Source organism: Natronorubrum sp. A-ect3 (assembly GCF_041821125.1).
In the GTDB taxonomy this organism is placed as follows: Archaea; Halobacteriota; Halobacteria; order Halobacteriales; family Natrialbaceae; genus Natronorubrum; species Natronorubrum bangense.
Genome location: NZ_JBGUBB010000001.1, coordinates 864,138 through 877,998, shown reverse-complemented (window position 1 = coordinate 877,998; position 13,861 = coordinate 864,138). Strand labels below are relative to the sequence as shown.

The 13,861-nt window shown below is 62.4% G+C and carries 15 protein-coding genes; 6 read left to right on the top strand and 9 right to left on the bottom strand.

The genetic code is table 11. The annotated features are described in order from the left end of the window. Window positions 1-8: 8 nt before the first annotated feature. The gene (locus ACERJA_RS04425) at window positions 9-758 is read right to left on the bottom strand and encodes an MIP/aquaporin family protein (RefSeq protein WP_006066419.1); all 750 of its coding nucleotides are present in this window, start codon (window positions 756-758) and stop codon (window positions 9-11) included. Window positions 759-1,137: 379 nt separating this feature from the next. Here ACERJA_RS04425 and ACERJA_RS04420 point away from each other — a divergent pair, with 379 nt between their 5' ends. From ACERJA_RS04420 to ACERJA_RS04410, 3 genes are all read left to right on the top strand, one after another. Beyond that, window positions 1,138-2,529, top strand: a complete 1,392-nt coding sequence (locus tag ACERJA_RS04420; RefSeq protein WP_373607049.1) for an APC family permease — start codon at window positions 1,138-1,140, stop codon at window positions 2,527-2,529. After that, entirely contained in the window at window positions 2,526-3,251 is a 726-nt protein-coding gene (locus tag ACERJA_RS04415; protein WP_373607048.1) for a universal stress protein, read from the top strand. The genes ACERJA_RS04420 and ACERJA_RS04415 overlap by 4 nt, the downstream gene beginning before the upstream one ends. A gap of 478 nt (window positions 3,252-3,729) precedes the next feature. Next, window positions 3,730-4,725 (top strand): linear amide C-N hydrolase, encoded by a 996-nt coding sequence (locus tag ACERJA_RS04410; RefSeq protein ID WP_373607047.1) that lies wholly within the window; start codon window positions 3,730-3,732, stop codon window positions 4,723-4,725. A 348-nt stretch (window positions 4,726-5,073) separates the two neighbouring features. Here ACERJA_RS04410 and ACERJA_RS04405 read toward each other — a convergent pair whose 3' ends face one another. Continuing rightward, window positions 5,074-6,645 carry a hypothetical protein gene (locus ACERJA_RS04405; protein WP_373607046.1) on the bottom strand — a complete coding sequence of 524 codons (1,572 nt, stop codon included), beginning with the start codon at window positions 6,643-6,645 and terminating at the stop codon, window positions 5,074-5,076. A gap of 385 nt (window positions 6,646-7,030) precedes the next feature. Continuing rightward, window positions 7,031-7,261 (bottom strand): hypothetical protein, encoded by a 231-nt coding sequence (locus ACERJA_RS04400; protein WP_373607045.1) that lies wholly within the window; start codon window positions 7,259-7,261, stop codon window positions 7,031-7,033. 259 nt (window positions 7,262-7,520) lie between these two features. On the opposite strand from ACERJA_RS04400, the gene ACERJA_RS04395 reads away from it, so the two are divergent. After that, on the top strand, window positions 7,521-7,904 hold the full coding sequence (locus tag ACERJA_RS04395) for a pyridoxamine 5'-phosphate oxidase family protein (protein ID WP_373607044.1): 384 nt from the start codon (window positions 7,521-7,523) through the stop codon (window positions 7,902-7,904). 99 nt (window positions 7,905-8,003) lie between these two features. After that, window positions 8,004-8,510 carry a small multi-drug export protein gene (locus tag ACERJA_RS04390; protein WP_373607043.1) on the top strand — a complete coding sequence of 169 codons (507 nt, stop codon included), beginning with the start codon at window positions 8,004-8,006 and terminating at the stop codon, window positions 8,508-8,510. Between the two features lie 14 nt (window positions 8,511-8,524). Here the strand turns inward: ACERJA_RS04390 and ACERJA_RS04385 are convergent, their stop codons facing one another. The 5 genes from ACERJA_RS04385 to ACERJA_RS04365 form a co-directional block, all read right to left on the bottom strand. Further along, complete coding sequence (locus ACERJA_RS04385) at window positions 8,525-9,292, bottom strand: Nif3-like dinuclear metal center hexameric protein (RefSeq protein ID WP_373607042.1); 768 nt, start codon at window positions 9,290-9,292, stop codon at window positions 8,525-8,527. A gap of 97 nt (window positions 9,293-9,389) precedes the next feature. After that, window positions 9,390-9,875, bottom strand: coding sequence for a universal stress protein (locus tag ACERJA_RS04380; protein ID WP_373607041.1), 486 nt, complete (start codon window positions 9,873-9,875; stop codon window positions 9,390-9,392). A gap of 196 nt (window positions 9,876-10,071) precedes the next feature. Next, complete coding sequence (locus ACERJA_RS04375; RefSeq protein ID WP_373607040.1) at window positions 10,072-10,575, bottom strand: N-acetyltransferase family protein; 504 nt, start codon at window positions 10,573-10,575, stop codon at window positions 10,072-10,074. 80 nt (window positions 10,576-10,655) lie between these two features. Beyond that, a complete protein-coding gene (speB, locus tag ACERJA_RS04370) occupies window positions 10,656-11,531 on the bottom strand; it encodes an agmatinase (protein WP_373607039.1) in 876 nt (291 codons plus the stop codon). After that, window positions 11,531-11,905, bottom strand: a complete 375-nt coding sequence (locus ACERJA_RS04365; protein WP_373607038.1) for a translation initiation factor IF-5A — start codon at window positions 11,903-11,905, stop codon at window positions 11,531-11,533. Before ACERJA_RS04365 ends, speB begins: the two co-directional genes overlap by 1 nt. A gap of 208 nt (window positions 11,906-12,113) precedes the next feature. Between ACERJA_RS04365 and ACERJA_RS04360 the strand changes: the two genes are divergently transcribed. Continuing rightward, window positions 12,114-12,686 carry a hypothetical protein gene (locus tag ACERJA_RS04360; protein WP_373607037.1) on the top strand — a complete coding sequence of 191 codons (573 nt, stop codon included), beginning with the start codon at window positions 12,114-12,116 and terminating at the stop codon, window positions 12,684-12,686. 38 nt (window positions 12,687-12,724) lie between these two features. Here ACERJA_RS04360 and ACERJA_RS04355 read toward each other — a convergent pair whose 3' ends face one another. Continuing rightward, the gene (locus ACERJA_RS04355; protein ID WP_373607036.1) at window positions 12,725-13,816 is read right to left on the bottom strand and encodes a hypothetical protein; all 1,092 of its coding nucleotides are present in this window, start codon (window positions 13,814-13,816) and stop codon (window positions 12,725-12,727) included. Between the last annotated feature and the right edge of the window lie 45 nt (window positions 13,817-13,861).

The following is a 13,861-nucleotide window of genomic DNA, read 5'->3' as shown; positions in this document are numbered from 1 at the left end:
AGGCGTGGCTAGGTCTCCGTCGCCACCTCGTCGAGCAGGCTGTCGTCGCCGGGTTCGGGTTTCAGCCGGTCGATCGGCGTGGGTCTCGGCCAGAGATACCGCCACAGGAGGCCGGCTGCAATGCCGCCGAGCGTGGAGGCGAACATGAACATGACAGCATCGAACGGTTGGATACCTGCGATCCCGGATGTGAAGATCCGCGCAAAGGCGACCTGTGGGTTAAGAAACGCCGTCGACGACGTCGCGATGATCCCCATACCGACGGTAAAGCCCACTGCGAGGCCGATCCAGTCGCTCTCCTGTCTGAGCAGCGAAATAACGGCCGACACGAGCACGATGGTGCCGACGAACTCGGCAAGCCAGGTGGATGCGGGCCGTTCGACGGCGGAGATCGCAAACACCTCCCAGCCGATCGTGCTCACGAAGGTGAGTCCTGCCAGTCCAACGCCGATCACGCCGCCGAGGAACTGGGCCGGAATGTACTGTCGTGCGGTCTTGCCGTCCACATCGCCAGTCACGACAAGGGCGATCGTAACTGCCGGATTCACGTGGGCGCCGCTGATCGGTGCGAGTATCTGGACGATGACGAACAGCCAGCCAGCCGTCGCCAGTCCGATGAATAACACGCCGATACTCGGTGTCGCTTGCAGCATTCCATCTGCGAGTAGTCCCGATGACACGAGGACGAAGACGAGCGTCGCAGAGCCGAAAGCCTCCGCGATGAGTTTCTGTCTAGTTGTGAATTGTTCGGTAGACATTAGCTACCAGAAGGAACGGGAAGTAACATAAACAAACACCCAAACCGCCCGATAGCGGTACTATCCGTCTTTTCGGAACTGCTGAGTAAATGGCTGTATTTGATGTTTTTATCTATCAGTCTGTAGACTGAACCGATGCGAACTCCCGTGTGTCAGTGACGCCGAGACACTCGCCAGGTGAGCGGGATACGAAGTATCTCGAAAAGAACGACGAACAGAAGCGGCGAGATCCCCGATGAAGTCCGACAGCTTCGCTGGCTGTGCGTTACCTCGTTGCCAGTCTCGTTCTGATTCACTGACGCGTCGAACGAGGCACGTTCTGACATTGCTCTCACTGTCCAAACCTAGCAACGAAGGAGAGATATTAATCCGATAGCGAATGGACATGACGGCTGTGGCGGACGACTCACAACCGGTCGCATCCGAATCTGATCTCGATCGGACAGTCGGTCTGATGGGTGCCCTCACAGTCGGGGTCGGAACGATGATCGGGGCGGGTATTTTCGTCTTTCCGGGACTCGCCGCCGGGCGGGCGGGTCCTGCAGCGTCGCTTTCGTTCGCGATTGGCGCGGTCATCGCATTACTCGTCGCGTTACCAACCGCGGAACTGGCGACGGCGATGCCGAAATCGGGCGGCGGCTACTATTTCGTTTCTCGGAGTCTCGGTGCGCTTCCGGGAGCGATAGTCGGCATCGGACTCGGATTCGGGCTAGTGTTCGCATCGGCGTTCTATCTCGTTGGGTTCGGCGAGTACGCGATCTCGGTGCTTTCCGAGGCTGGTGTCCTCGAGTCGACGACCGTTACCATTGGTCCTGTCACCGCCGCCGTTCTGATCGGCGTCGTCGCCGGCGTCGGACTGACGGCGATGAGTATTCTCGGAACCGAGAACGCGGAAGCACTCCAGAACGTCGTCGTTGGCCTATTGTTGGCGATTTTGGCGGTCTTTCTGTCGGTCAGCGCGCTGGACGTGCTTGGCATCTACGGTGACACCCAGCGAGCGACCGGATTCGCACCGAAGGGGTATGGTCCCGTCCTGACGACGGCCGCGCTGGTCTTTACCTCCTATCTCGGCTTCGCACAGATCGCGACCATCGCTGAAGACGTCGCCGAACCGGACCGGAACCTCCCGCTGGCGATGGTTGGGTCGGTGGTTCTGGTTGGTGTTCTGTACGTTGTCACGCTGTTGATCGCCGGCAGCACGTTCGAACCGGACACGATCGGTCCGATGGGCGAGACCGCAATCGTCGAAGTAGCGCGGGTGTATCTCGGTCCTGTTGGCGCGATTGGTATCCTCATCGCCGGCCTGCTGGCGACCCTTTCGAGTGCCAACGCCTCGATACTCAGCGCGTCGCGGGCGCTGTATGCGCTGAGTGCGGACGACCTCATCCCGCCGCAGGCCGCTCAGTTGAGCCACAGATACGGAACGCCGCATTTCGCGTTGACATTCGCCGGCGGCGTGACGGTACTGCTCGTCGCTTCGGGGCGGACGGAAGTCCTCGCTGAGGTCGCGTCGTTTCTCCATCTCGTGCTGTACGGATTCATCTGCGTCGCGTTGCTCAAGCTCCGGCACGAACGCCCAGACTGGTACACCCCCTCGTTCGAATGTCCGGGCTATCCCGCCGTTCCAGTCGCCGGCGCGCTGGCGAGTTTCGCGCTCATCTACTATATGCAACCGCTTTCACAACTCCTCGGCACGGTCATCGGCCTCGTCGCACTCGGCTGGTACTTTTTGTATCCCGACGAAATAGCACTCAACGGAGGCTCCACATGACTGCTGGGACACCGACCGTCGTGGTTCAACTCGCGGTCCAAGAGCGGGAGACGATCTCGGAAACCCTCGCCGAGTTTCTCTCGCCGCTGTCGATCATCGTGATCGGTGTCGTCAAGATTCCCAACCAGACGAGCTCCGAGCAGGCTCGGTCCCAGTTCGAAGCGGACGCACGACAGACCGTCGAGACGGTCGGTGACCTGATTTCGGATGCCGGCGCCAACGTCGAGACCCGGCTATCGTTTACGCACAACCCCCGACGAACCGTCGAGCAGGTCGCGACCGAGATCGACCGTGCCGCCGTCCTGTTTCCGGCACCGGTAACATCGGTCGAGCGCATCCTCGTAGCGGTTCGTGGCAGTATCAACGTCCCGAACATCGCCGCGACGGTCGCAGCGCTACTCGAGCGAACCGACATCACCGCGACGATATACCATGCGGCAGCACAAGACGAAGACACGGAATCCGCAGCACAGGCACTGACAGCCGTTGCCAGCGCTCTCGAGGAGGCAGGCATCGAAAGCCGGCGGGTGACGACGACCCTCGAGCGAGTCGATGAGCCACTGGACGCCCTCGTTGCTGTCGCCAATGAACACGACGTGCTCGTCATCGGTGAGGACGAACCGAAACTCACTGACCGACTGTTCGGCGAGACCTCCAAACGAATCGCCGAGCGAACGACGGTCCCAGTTGTGGTCGTTCGCCGGCCGCCGGTCGAAGCGTAGGCGATCGGCGGCCGCTAGCAGTGGGTGTTCCTCGAGCAGTAACTGAAGCGAACGGACACTGATGGGACAGCTGACAGCCGAGCAGGTGTACAGCGACTGAGGACGGCACCTATCGACCCAACTCGTCGCAGATCGGAGGCCTTGGCACTCGAACAGGAACAGCTTCGGTTCCGAACGCGAGGGAGAGACACCTATAGTAGCCACTGCACGTCACTGCACACCCGGTCGCACGACGGGAGCGCGGTTCGGAGCGTCCGCGGTTCTCACTCACTTCGTTCGTTCCGAATCGCGGAAAGCGAACGGGGAGGAACGACCCGTGAGCTGTGCGATCAGTGTGTACATCGTTGCAGTTGGTACTATAGCCAGCCAGGACATATCAGATCAGACCGGACGCAACTTATGTTCCTGCTCGAGGGAGGATAGAGATATGTTCAAATCGATGACATACAACAGCCGAGCGACGGGAGGGAGACGGTAGATGTGTACGCGGTTGGTGTATCTCGGACCCGAGGACATCGTGCTCACCGGCCGGTCAATGGACTGGCACGGCGAGATTGGAACGAACATCTGGGTATTCCCACGCGGGATGGAGCGAACGGGCAAGGTCGGTCCGTCTTCGATAGCGTGGACCGCGGAGTACGGCAGCGTCATCGCCTCCGCGTACGACATCGCGACGACCGATGGGATGAACGAGGCGGGGCTGGCCGCGAACGTCCTGTGGCTCACCGAATCCGACTATCCCGAATGGGACGGCGACACACCTGGCCTGTCGATTTCGCTGTGGGCGCAGTACGTCCTCGACAACTTCGCGACGGTTGCCGAGGCGGTCGAGACCCACCGAAACAAGGAGTTCGTGGTCGTTTCCGACGAAATCCCGGACGAAGGCCGGTTCGCCACCCTGCATCTGTCCATTTCGGACGCGACGGGTGACAGCGCCATCCTCGAGTACGTCGACGGCGAACTGACGATCTATCACGATCGAGCGTACCAGGTAATGACGAACTCCCCGCCGTTCGACCAGCAACGCGCACTCGAGGCGTACTGGTCGGAGATCGGTGGAACAGTTATGTTACCAGGAACGAACCGGCCAGCCGACCGATTCGTCCGTGCGAGTTTCTACGTGGACGCACTTCCGCAGACCTCGGACCGCCGAGCCGCGACGGCGAGCGTCTTCGGCGCGATCCGCAACGTTTCCGTCCCGTATGGGATCAGGACGCCGGATGAACCGCATATTTCCTCGACGCGCTGGCGCACCGTCGCCGATCACCGGGACCGGCGCTACTACTTTGAATCGGCGCTCTCTCCGAACGTCTTCTGGCTGGACCTCGAGGGAATCGACTTCGACGCCGCTGCCGGCGTTCGATCGCTGGCACTCGGTGCGCACCAGGCGACCGTCTTCGCTGGCGACGTCGCCAACGACCTCGTCGAGGCCGAGCCGTTCGAGTTTCTCGGCGTCCCCGCTTCCTCGAGTTGATCTGAGCTTCGCCCGACGTCTTCTTAGCCCGGGCACGTCAGCAGTCCGTATCAGTGGCGTTAGCGACCGATCGCTTTTGAGCGGTGGAGCCAATCGAGCGGGCAGTAGTGGCACAAGCGTGACGGATACCGTGCTCAGAGTCACGCCTCGAGGCTTCTCGTGTCCACGACGCACTTTGCAGCTTCCGTAAGAGAATCCACAGGGAGCGCAGTCTCCGCAGGCGCTCGAAAATCGCGCATCGATTTTCGCAGCCTCTTAGCGAACAAGGCTCTCCACTGGTCGGCGACCGCTGATTCGCCTCGACAGCTTGCAAATCGATGGCCTCGGGACTCACATCTCTGTGCTCGCTTACCGCGGCGACTGGCCGTTCATCGCCGGAAGCCAGTTACAATCACAGTCTCGCGAAGGGCAACAGCAGCCGTTGTGGCAGGGCTCGGCTGGATCGACACGCACGATTGGACAGTCGAGTGCGCTGACCAGACATCGCATGACTTCACCGTCACCATCACCGTCGACGAGTGGAAACCGAATCCGCTCTTGGTGGTGGTGCTCGTCGGCGTCGTCGGTTCCCTGGATTTCCTTTCCTGTCTGGGGGTTCCGGCCAGTGCGCGCCGAGCGTTTGCTGATCGACGCGAGTCGCTGCGGACCGTCTCCTTCGTGAAAGGCTGGCGGCAGGTACGCGAGAGATTCGCGGTCGAACGCACCGTCGTAGCAGACCGAACCGAACCGGCCTCGATCGCGAGTGAATCCTGACTCCGCCGCCCGTCGCATTGCCGCGAAGTCGTCGCCGTGTTCGATATCGACGATATCGTTCGGACCGTCGGCGACCAGCATCGTCACACTGTTTTTGTAAAGTGACGCGTCGTCGAGGATCCAGCCGCCGACGTAGAGCAACTGGTCGTCGTGACGGATCCGACGGGCGTGAAACAGCGCTGGCATCGGGCACGGACACGCCGGCGGCTGGACTGTGACCGCACCGACGAGACAGGAACTCATCGTGGTCCCACCGACGCTCGTCTCCTCGCCCCAGCTCTCGAGGCGCGTCGGAACCCCGTCGCCGTCGTCGTCATCATCGAGATAGTCCGGGACGAACCGCCACGATGGCACACCCTCGTCGCCGGGAACGGTACAGACAGCGACGCTCTCTCCCATGCGTTCGACAGCGACACCGCGACTGCTGCCGTCGGTATCGATGGCGAGGTGTGTCGTCCGACAGCGGATCTCGTTGTCGCCACTCGACTCGGCGGCTCTGTTTCGATTGTCCCCCCAGCAGTACAGATTCCCGGTATCAGTTCCCGCCTTCGCCCGTCCCCACGCGTACACTGTCCCCTCGCCATCGAGACGGGACGGCTCGTCAGAGAGTTGGTCGAGCAGTATCTCCGGCGTGATGGCGTCCGCGAGTAACTCCTCACGGCCAGTCACACTGGCGTCCGGCACCACGACGACGAACCGCTGGGAGACCGTCGGCTCGCCATCGAGGTACTCGTAGAGTCGATCGAGCGCGTCCTCGTCGAGTTCGTCGCCGTCGTCACCGAAGTCGATCTCGCTCCGACGTTTGTTCGAACGGACACTGTTGTAATCCTGTGCTTTCGCCGTCGAGTCCGTGTAGATGCCCTCGAGCGCAACTGTTCTGGAGACTCCCTCGAGTTCGCCACTGGCGACGATGGGCACGTACTCCTGGGTGTAGCTCGCTTCTACTTGCTGGCGCTGACCGGTGCGGTGCTCCCCACCGGCGTAGAAAAACGACGGGCTCGCCGCTGTCGTCGAGACGAGTCTCCCGGCTGCTTCATCCTCAACCCGACTCCGGATATCGTCGACACATCCGCCCAGACTCACCAGTCCCAGGGCTCCAGCCGCGGCAAGCAGTTCCCGCCTCGGGATCGGTCTATCGCTTTCTCGCCGACGACTGTTTGTGGCCATTTCTATCAGCTTACTTATGATATACGAGAGCTTAACAGTATCTGTACTGGTAGCTACATTTTGGCGTACAAATCAGCACGCCTGAATTAAATATGAAAAATACCGGAAACAGCCTGCACCGATCCATACAGTTATGCTCAATTCGAACAGACCAGCACGATCTCGCAGACGCTAAGCGCTCGGTGAACTGACTGGGGCCGATGGCACAGTTAGATGCCGCTGAAGACGCTTTCTTCCGTCAGAAATGGGGCCTCGGCACTCATAGGGTTCGTCACTGCCGGGTGCCGAGTCCGGCTCGGAACGAGTGAATCGTCATCGGCCGGCCGGCCGACGCTATGGCAGCCGCTCCAAAGACGGTTTGGATCCAGAGCGCAGAATAGCCCGGTTACGCCTCGGACGTCGAGTCCGTACCCGCGTTTGCGAAGGCGGTGTTCCACTCGTCGATCAGATTCTCGAGGCGAGCCGTGTTCCGGTGAGAGAACGTTCGGGGAGCCATATCAGTCGCCGTTCGTGGGTCGTCGATGACGGCTGTCGCGTCGGCTGGCGTCGTGTGGGTCGGCGTTTGGTTCGGATACGATTCGGGTTCGGTTTGGGTCTGCAAGTGTTGGGTGCTCATGTCGGTCGGGTAGTGGGTATCGTCGGAAACGGTACGGATCTCGTCGGGGGCAAACTCGAATTTAGGCTGCTACGTGTACGACCGACATCTGTACTCACCCCTACAGGCTCATCCAATATAAATGTTCATGATAGATCATCCTCGAGTCGCAAGTCGCGTGAAAGCAAGTCTCTAGAGAGGGTTTAGCACGACTTGTGATATCGATCGACATCGCAATCTCAGGGCAACCGCTTTTGATCGCTCCCGTGGAGACCCCACTGTGACGGTTCCACCGGAAGCCGAGCGACTGCTCGAGAGCGAGCCGCTGATGGCCCATCTCGGGACCTGCAGCGAGGGGCGACCACACGTGGCCCCTGTCTGGTACCGATACGAAGACGACGTCGTCGAAATCGTAACGACGGGCCGAAAGCTGGCCAATATCCGCGAAAACCCACGAGTCGCGCTCTCGATACAGGCCGATGAGGGCGGGGACACGAAGTGGATGGTAACGCTGCTTGGCACCGCAACGGTCGTCGACGACGCGGCCGGCACGGGGGCCGCACGTCGGCGAATCAATGAGAAGTACGACGCCGATCCGGACGCCTACGCGGAAAACACGCTTGTCAGGGTCGAGATCGGATCGGCGAGCTATCAGACGTACTGACACCGGTGTGGCGACCCGAGCGGTGGAACGTCGGTAACGGCAGCTATTTCTCGAGCGTCCGTCTACGTTCGGAGACCGCCGGAACGCCCGGAATCGATCATGACCGTGACATCACTACTCGTCGACGCCAGCCCACTGCTCGAGGAGGCAAGCGGCCTCCTCCAGTACGTGCTCGTGTTCGTGCTCGCGGCGATTCCAGTGGTCGAGATTCTCGTCGTCGTTCCGGTCGCGATCGGGCTGGGGCTCGATCCAGCAACGACGGGCGTGGTCGCCTTCGCTGGCAACGTCGGCTCGGTGTACGTGCTCGTCGCGTTTCACCACCGCCTCTCGAGGTGGTGGGATAGCCGACGAGGCGAGACGGACACTGACGAGGACGCAGGCGAGCGACACGCTCGAGCACGAGGACTGTGGGACCGGTACGGATTACCGGGACTCTCGATCGGCGGGCCGATCCTTACCGGTGTCCACATCGCCGCGCTCGTTGCCTTGCTCGCCGGCAGCCCCACACGCGCCGTCGCAGGGTGGATGACGGTCGGGATCGGGCTCTGGACGGTCGTGCTCGTCGTCCTCTCGGTGGCTGGGGTCTCGGTGCTCGGGCTCGCGTGAGTCGGCGGCGACGGCTACAGCCCCGTCGGCAGCTCGAAATAACTCGTCTCGAGGCCCCACGAGTCGACCAGTTCCTGCAGCGCCCGGACACCGAGCGTCTCGGTCGCGTAGTGGCCCGCCAGCACGACGTGAATGCCGGCTTCCCTGGCCTCGTGGTAGACGTTCTGTTTTCCCTCACCCGTCACGAGCGCGTCGACATCGGCATCGATAGCCTCGTCCAGCCAGTCGGTTCCGCTCCCAGTGACGACTGCCACGTCCTCGATCTCGTCGGGCCCGAACGCGAGCGACTGGACGGGCTGGTCGCCGGTCTCGAGGGCCGTCTCGAGGTGTGTACACAGCTCGTCGATGGTGTATGACTCGGCCGCAGTTCCGCGCTGGCCGATGTACTCCGGGCCGAGTTCGCCGAAGGGAGCACGATCCTCGAGGCCGAGGACATCGGCAACGCCGGCTGCGTTGCCCAGTTCCTGGTGGCCATCCAGCGGGAGATGTGAGACGTAGAGCGCGAGGTCGTTCTCGATCAGGGGTGCGATCCGGTCGTAGGTGCGGCCCGTTATGCGGTCGAAGCCACCCCACGAGAGCCCGTGGTGGGTAACGATGACGTCCGCGTCGACGTCGGCCGCCCGATCGAACGTCGCAGCGACGCCGTCGACCGCGAAAGCGACGTGATCGACCTCGCCGCTGTCGGGGCCGATCTGCAGGCCGTTCGCGCTGGCATCGACATCGGCGTAGTCGTCGGTTCGCAGCTTCTCGTCGAGTCGGGTAACGAACTCCGAGAGATCCATACACGTGCTTGCGGTGCTGGTCGCTTGTATCCTTCCGATCGACAACAGTGGGCGTTCAACTGTGGGCCACTCGAGCCCACCGCTGGCCTGCGAGCAGTCAGGCTGGATCTGGTTCGACCAGAAGCTGTGAGTCGTCGTCCGCGTCGACGACCAACACTGGAATGGAACTGCCTCGAGCGACACGCTCGGTGACGCTACCAAGCAGCGCGCGCTTGACACCGCCCCGGCCTTGCGACGTCATGACGATGAGGTCGATATCGGTGTCTTCAGCGAACGTCGTGATGACCTCATGTGGGATACCCGCCTCGATTACGGGTTCGACTGTAAGCGCCGCAGTGGTATACTCACGAACGCGGTCGATTGCAGCAGCGGCCCGTTCATGGAGTTCACGCATCTCGCCGAACTGCCCCGCGTCGATTCGATCCACCTGCTCGGAGCCGAGTGCGTGACTGAGCGCGTCGGTATCGACGACGTACATCGGGTACAGTGTCGCATCGAACTGCTCGGCCAGTTCGACGGCGTAGGGGACCGCCAGTTCGGCTGCCTCGCTGCCGTCCGTCGGAACGAGAACGCGGTCGAACATATGTGATAGTAGGCACCACACCATCAAATTGGTACGGATACTCACAGCCAAGCGACAGTGCTGGCATTTCACACATCGCATAGATGACGTGATTCGACGAGCTTGCCGTGCAGGTGGCCCATCCGCCGGTAACGGTCAGCAACGCAGCGCCGACGGCAGTCCTCTCAGACCACTTTCTGAACGTAAACCAAGTCGCTCAGAGTTCTCGAGCGACCAGCTCGCCCCAGTGGTCGAACCCGTGGCGCTCGTAGAACGCCCGTGCGCGTTCGTTTTCTCGGTCGACGTCGAGGACGAGTCGCTCGAGCGGCAGGTCCTGCTCGCGGACGGCGGAAATGGCGGCGTCGATCAACTCGTCCGCCACGCCGGTCCCCCTGACAGACTCGTCGACGTAGATTTCGTTGAGGACGGCGGCATCCCAGATGTAGGCGTGGGTGTCGGGGAGGACGAAGACGTAGCCGGTCAGGTCAGGGTCGGCACCGTCGCCGTCGGCCACGGCTACCTGTACGCTCCGCTCGTCGTGGGCGACACAGCGGTCAACCCACTCGAGATAGCCCTCGCGGTAGTCGTCAGTGAGCTTTTCGGCGTACCGACTCTCCTTGTCGTCGCTGCCGGTGTTGGCTCCGAGTCCGGTTTCAAAGGCTCGTTTCAACGCCCAGAGGGCGTCGGCGTCCGACGCCGGATCGTACGGTCTAATCGGCATACACGTGTAGGTCGCTGGAGCAAGCATAACGCTGGTGATTGGCGCGGCGTCGTCGGTTCCAACGAGAAATGACGGCACAGTTACGCCGAGCGTGACGCGTCCACCGTCGCTGCCGCGTTCGAAAAGACGAACTCACGGACGAGTTTGCCCGCGAGCGAGGCAGCCTGGCCGTCGTCGCGGTCGTTGACTTCGACCACGTCGAAGCCACTCGTATGCGGCGCGACCTCGCGGACGATGTCACGCATCTCGCGTGGCTCGAGGCCAAAGGGCTCCATCGTGCCCGTCCCCGGCGCGTACGCGGGGTCGGCCGCGTCGATATCGACGCTGCAGTAGACGTCTCGGCCCTCGAGTCGGTCCCCGAACGACCAGTCACCGACGTCTTCGGGAGCGACGACGGTCACGTCGTCGTCGGCCGCCCGTTCCCACTCGGCCTCGCTGCCAGTTCGGGCACCAAGGACGATCAGTTCCTCGACCGAGTCGACGTCGTCGAGAATCCGGCGCATCACGGCCGCATGTGAGAGCGGATTCCCGTCGTAGGCATCGCGGAGGTCGAGGTGGGCGTCGAGCGAGACGACGACCTCGGGCTCGACCGCGCGTGCGCCTGCGAGTGTGACGGTATGTTCACCGCCGAGTGTCAAGGGGATGGCGTCCTCCCAGACGACATCTCGCAGCGTCCCTTCGAGCCACTCGAGGTATGCTTCGATGTCATCCCATGCGCGGACGTCGCCGTGGTCGGCGACACCGAGATCCGAAAAGTACTGGTCGGTTCGACGGTCGTAATCGTCGAACGTCTCCGCAAACGTCCTGATGCGTCGGGGACCAAACCGAGTCCCCGGCTGAAAGGTCGTCGTGGCGTCCAGGGGCGCACCGACGACCACGAAGTTCGCGCCTCCGCGGTCAGCCTCTTGGCCTCGCACGTCGGTCCCTTCGCGTTCGGCAGTCGCCCCGGGAAACATTAGACGATCTTTCGCTGGTCTTCCATCTCGAGGTACTCGATGTTCTCGTCAGGGGAGACGTCTTCGCCGTCGGGGATACGCATGGTGATCGTTTCGTACGTTTCTAAGTCCATGACCTGCATGTCGTCGCCGTCGACCGAGACGACCTGCCCGTTTTTCCGCTCGATGATCGGGACCCAGATCTTCGCGTCGACTGGCTGAGAGAGCGAGCGCTTTTTGCCGTCGAAGACTCCCTCGGCCTCGATACGTGCCTTTGCGCTGCCGTGTTTTCCGGGCTTGGCAGTCGAGTAGGCGTTGATTTTACAGGCTGCGTCGTCGATAATGACGTAACTTCCTTCCTGGAGATCGCGAACTTCGGTCTGCTGTTTCGCCATATCCCGCCGTAATCAACCGACGGCCATAAACCGTTTGGAATGGTCGCTCGGTGGAGTCAGACTAACAACACGTCTGAGTAGCTGTGTGCTGGCAGGAGCCATGATCTGCTGGAGACCCATCCAGCCAGCTCACTCGCGGCGCGATCGTGTCTCCAGCAGCTCGTTTCGACGGGAACCCACTACTGGATGGAGTGACAACCTGCTCCTGATGACTGGCAGTCTGGTCGCCGGTATCGGTGTGGGTGTCGTTCTCCTGACTAGTATCGGTCTGGTGCTGTTCGCTCGGCATCGACGGCAGACTCACAGCCGATGTGCACTCGCAGACGAACTCGACGCCCGACTCGCCGAGAGGCTCCCGACGGGCACCGCCTCCCATCTCGAGCAGTCGCCGACGGTTCGCCACATTGCCGTCGTCGACAGCGAGACCGAGACACCGCTGGTCGTCCCCATCGTCCGCGTCGATCTCGAAACGACCGACGCGCCCGGGATGAAACTCGTTCTCGAGTACGTGGCAGCCGTCCTCGAGGCGATCCATCCCGTCCTCGACGGGTGCGAGGAGCGCGTCGACCACTACGACGTGGAGTTCACGTTCGGTCCCGACGGCCTGTTCGTCGAGGGGGAGTGTCGCCGCGTCTCGGTCGCGCCAGAGTTGGCTGCTCGGCTGCTCGAGCAAGAGCGCTACGGCGCGTTCGAGCTCTGGCGAGCGGTCAAAGACGCTGATCGGAGCGACGACACGCCGACGACGCTGTGGGGTGACTGTCGGCGTGGCCGCAGTCGATGACCAGCGGACGGAGCCACTCACGACGGCGGCTGACCGCGTCAGTCGGAACCCGAGTCAGCCCACCGAAACCCACGCGGTTCGGCCGGCGGCTCGAGCGGACTCGACGGCAACGACGCGCTGAGTTCGGGATCGTTGTAGGCTCGCGGCGCAACGTCGTTCGGCCCGTCAGGGTAGCACAGCGACGCCAGCAACTGAATCTGGCCACGGCCGACGCCGAGTTCGAACTGGCCGCCGCCGTAGCAGCGGATGTCCCGGTCGGCACAGTACGCAATCGTCTCGAGCAGTGACTCGAGCGAGCCAAAGCGCGAGGGTTTGATGTTGAGCCAGTCGGGCTCCCACGGCAGCGCCTCGATGTCGTCGACGCCATGAATCGGGGCGTCCCAGGAGACACGCTGGCGCACGTCGGGATCGTCGAACAGCGGCCGCGTCTCGTCGGTGAGTGCAGGGTCCTCGACGACAGCGTCGGGGAACGCCTCGAGGACGAGCGCATACAGCTCGGGGTCGGCAGGAACGTCGACGTCAGTCCCTTCGTACTGGCCTTTCAGGTCCAGAATGCGAACGCCGTCCGGACCAACCGTGCCGACGATGTCGTCCACGAGATCGTCGTCCCACTCGGGGATCGGATCGAGCTTGCACTCGAGGTCGGGGACTCGCTCTCGGAGAGTTTTGAGTCGGTCAGTCGTCGGCGGCTCGCCGAGGCGAGTGCTGGCGACGAACCGAACCGGCTCGAGCGAGCGCCCGAGTTCGCTCGCGATGTCCGTCCCGGCCTGTCGAAGCGCGAGATCGAGTGCGGCGCTCTCGACACCCCAACGGCGATAGTTTCGAAACTCGTCGCGGTCGGGCGGGCCTGCGGGGAAGAGATCGATCGACTCGAGCTGGGTGGCAAACGAGTCGATGGTGTAGTCGCCGGTCAGGTCGGGCAGTCCGGAGTCGGCCAGCGCGTCGTGGTCGTCGGTCTCGTAGGTGACGTCTTCGCCCCGGCCGACGACGGTCTCTCCGTCGGTGTCGGAACCAGCGAGCGTGATTTCGGTCGTTACGCGCGTAAACTCGCTCGAGGTCTCGCGCTCGAGGCGCGAAATCGAGACGTCGTCGATCGATAACGACAGCGACGCGAGCCGGTCGTAGTCCATACCATGTCGTGGAGCGCCAGCGGAAAAACGTTTGACCGCCATTGC

Bases quoted from the DNA above. Each gene is read 5' to 3' on its own strand.
- ACERJA_RS04425 (WP_006066419.1), bottom strand. From the start codon at position 758: ATGTCTACCGAACAATTCACAACTAGACAGAAACTCATCGCGGAGGCT.
- ACERJA_RS04420 (WP_373607049.1), top strand. From the start codon at position 1,138: ATGGACATGACGGCTGTGGCGGACGACTCACAACCGGTCGCATCCGAA.
- ACERJA_RS04415 (WP_373607048.1), top strand. From the start codon at position 2,526: ATGACTGCTGGGACACCGACCGTCGTGGTTCAACTCGCGGTCCAAGAG.
- ACERJA_RS04410 (WP_373607047.1), top strand. From the start codon at position 3,730: ATGTGTACGCGGTTGGTGTATCTCGGACCCGAGGACATCGTGCTCACC.
- ACERJA_RS04405 (WP_373607046.1), bottom strand. From the start codon at position 6,645: ATGGCCACAAACAGTCGTCGGCGAGAAAGCGATAGACCGATCCCGAGG.
- ACERJA_RS04400 (WP_373607045.1), bottom strand. From the start codon at position 7,261: ATGAGCACCCAACACTTGCAGACCCAAACCGAACCCGAATCGTATCCG.
- ACERJA_RS04390 (WP_373607043.1), top strand. From the start codon at position 8,004: ATGACCGTGACATCACTACTCGTCGACGCCAGCCCACTGCTCGAGGAG.
- ACERJA_RS04385 (WP_373607042.1), bottom strand. From the start codon at position 9,292: ATGGATCTCTCGGAGTTCGTTACCCGACTCGACGAGAAGCTGCGAACC.
- ACERJA_RS04380 (WP_373607041.1), bottom strand. From the start codon at position 9,875: ATGTTCGACCGCGTTCTCGTTCCGACGGACGGCAGCGAGGCAGCCGAA.
- ACERJA_RS04375 (WP_373607040.1), bottom strand. From the start codon at position 10,575: ATGCCGATTAGACCGTACGATCCGGCGTCGGACGCCGACGCCCTCTGG.
- speB (WP_373607039.1), bottom strand. From the start codon at position 11,531: ATGTTTCCCGGGGCGACTGCCGAACGCGAAGGGACCGACGTGCGAGGC.
- ACERJA_RS04365 (WP_373607038.1), bottom strand. From the start codon at position 11,905: ATGGCGAAACAGCAGACCGAAGTTCGCGATCTCCAGGAAGGAAGTTAC.
- ACERJA_RS04360 (WP_373607037.1), top strand. From the start codon at position 12,114: ATGACTGGCAGTCTGGTCGCCGGTATCGGTGTGGGTGTCGTTCTCCTG.
- ACERJA_RS04355 (WP_373607036.1), bottom strand. From the start codon at position 13,816: ATGGACTACGACCGGCTCGCGTCGCTGTCGTTATCGATCGACGACGTC.